This window comes from Citrobacter sp. wls619 (genome assembly GCF_005281345.1).
Taxonomy (GTDB): Bacteria; Pseudomonadota; Gammaproteobacteria; order Enterobacterales; family Enterobacteriaceae; genus Citrobacter.
The window spans coordinates 1,084-3,771 of the sequence record NZ_SZXJ01000032.1 but is presented as its reverse complement, the minus strand read 5'-3'; the positions used below and the strand labels follow the sequence as shown (position 1 = coordinate 3,771).

Below are 2,688 nucleotides of genomic sequence, written 5' to 3'. Positions count from 1 at the left end.
ACCGTGGGTAGCATCTGTGAACCACTTGAACACAGCGCCAGCGTCACAGCAGGTGGTTTTCCGATACTGCGCAATGGCGACATATGCTGGATGAATAACAAAAATACCCCCGGCGTTATCTGCGGTCAGCCCGCCATCCCACAGGTTCCGGTGACGGGGGCAAATCCGCCAGTTGTCCCGGAAACAGCGAAAGAAAAAGGTTTCCTGGAAATGCTCGGCGAGTCCTATGTTCAGGAAGCTGAGTCCAGAAGAGCAGCGACACAAAAAGTTAAAGATGTGGTGTCTGATTTTGTCACTGACGATACACCTGACGGAGTAATGAACAGTGAGCTTATCGCTACGATGCTACACGCAGGCGATATTTATAGTCGGGTCCCTGGCGCATCTGATGCAGCTATCCAGCAAATGGGCGGAGAGGCGGCGGAAACATGGAAAACGCTGAATACTGACCAGGTTAAAGGAAGTGAACTGGTTATCGGTTCTTTGCTGGGGAGCGCATTGCTGGCAAGAAATGGCTCCCAAATGGCAGCAGAAGAAGCCGGCGCAGCGACACGGTCGGCAGAAACCGCCGCCGCTGCGGCAAAAGCCACAAACGCAACGGAAGATGTCAGCGCCGCAACCAGTACCGCCACAAAAAACCCCAATTCCCCCGGTGGTCAGTTTCCTAAAAAAGGGGAGAATCCTAAAGATGCTGATGCACTTGAACAAGAAATAGGTAACTGTAGTGTTGCAGGCGAACCTGTTGATATGGTCACAGGGGATTTTCTCCAGCCTCTTTCCGTACTTGCACTCCCCGGCACATTACCGCTCAGCCTCTCCCGCTTTCACCGCACCCGTTCACAGGTCTGTGGCCTGTTCGGACCCAAATGGATGGACGAATGGTCGCGTTTTCTCGAGCTTGACGCCAGAACGGTCCGTTTTACCGATCATGAAGGCGTCACGCTGGTCTACTCCCTGCCCCACGACGGACAATTAAGAGACGCGGTTAACAGTCACATGGGCCATTACGTGCTCTCCGGTGATATTCGCAATGAACTCACCGTGTTTGACCGCCAGACCCGCCAGACACTGATTTTTGGTGAAATCAACGGGACAATACGCCGCCTGTCCGCGATCTGTGACGGCTATGGCAACACCATCAGCTTCGTTTACCAGCAGGGCCACTTAACCCATGTGCGGCACAGCGATGGTTATGAGCTGACGCTGAGCAGCCTGAACGGTCGCGTTACCACAATAGACCTTCATTCTCAGGGGAAAATACAGCGACTGGTCACCTGTCAGTATGATGACCGGGGAATGCTGGCTGAATGCGACACCTTTCAGTTCAGTCACAAAGGTTACACCTGGAGTCCGGAGAACCGGATGCTGCACTGGTGGGATGCCGACGGCACCCAGGTGGACCTGTTCTATGATGAGCAGGGACGGGTGACAGAGACCCGTACCCCGGAAGGCTATTTTAACGACCGCTTTACCTACGATGATGCGGAACGTAAAAGCCGCTATCACGACGCAGAAAGCGGCGTCACCACCTACTGGTATAACGATGACGGCCTGGTCGTCCGTGAGGCAGACCCTCTGGGAAGGGAAACACTAACGGAATGGGCGCACAGTAAACGGCAGTCTCAGACCGACGCGCTGGGGCGAACCACCACCTGGCAGTATAACCTCAACGGTGAAATCACCCGGCTGTCACTGCCGGGGGGCATCATGCTGCATTATGAGTATGACGCCAGGGGCAATCTGATCCGTTTTCAGGGTGCAGGCAATAAAATCTGGCGGTTCCACTACGATGAACACGGCGGCCTGCGGGAAATGACCGACCCTCAGGGGCGGCATTGCCACTGGCATTACGGTAGCCACGGCGAAGTATTACGGCAGGTACTGCCGGACGGTGAGACCTGGCATTATGGCTACGATCCCCTGCACCGCCTGAACTGCATCGCAGATCCGGCACAGGGTGAAATCAGGCTTGAGCAGGATATGCTTGGACGCCTGCTGACCGTCAGTGACCCGCTACAACAGCAAACCACTTACCGTCACAGCACCCGCCACGCCAGCCTCTCCGGGAGTGTCACCCACCTCACCCTGCCAGATGGTGTTGAACAGGAACATGATTACAGTGCCGGAAAACAGGTTGCCAGTTTTACCGACGGTGAAGGAAAAACCACGCACTATGAGTACGGCAGCTTTGGCCTGCTGAAAACGCTGACGCGCCCTGACGGTCAGTGCTACCGCTTTATTTATGACGGACTGACCCGACTCAAACAGGTTATCAATGCCGCCGGAGAATGCTGGACCTACACCCGGGATGCCGCTGGTCAGCTTATCAGTGAAACGGATTTCAGTGGCCGGACGCTGCGCTATGAGTACGATGCCGCCGGGCGGCGTACTGCCACACACTATCCTGACAGCCATATTATCCGTGAATATTATGACAGCGGTGACCGGCTTCTTCAGCGACAGGTAAGGCAACGGCGGGAGGGAACGGAGCAGATAATTGCCACCACCGACTTCCGTTATGACGCGGAATGTCGCCTTATCAGCGCCCGTACCCCGGATTCACGGGTGGAGTTTGAGTACGACACCGACGGTCAGGTCATCGCTGAAACCATCAACGGTCGCCGGGTGGCGCACCGCTACGACCCGCTGAGCGGCAGACCTGTCGCCTGGCAACTGGATGATGTGGCC

Annotated in this window: 1 protein-coding gene; it reads left to right on the top strand. The window is 55.8% G+C overall.

What is annotated here, in order from left to right:
• Window positions 1-90: 90 nt before the first annotated feature.
• On the top strand, window positions 91-2,688 hold a 2,598-nt coding region (locus tag FDX19_RS05290), incomplete at its 3' end, for a DUF6531 domain-containing protein (protein ID WP_137381885.1).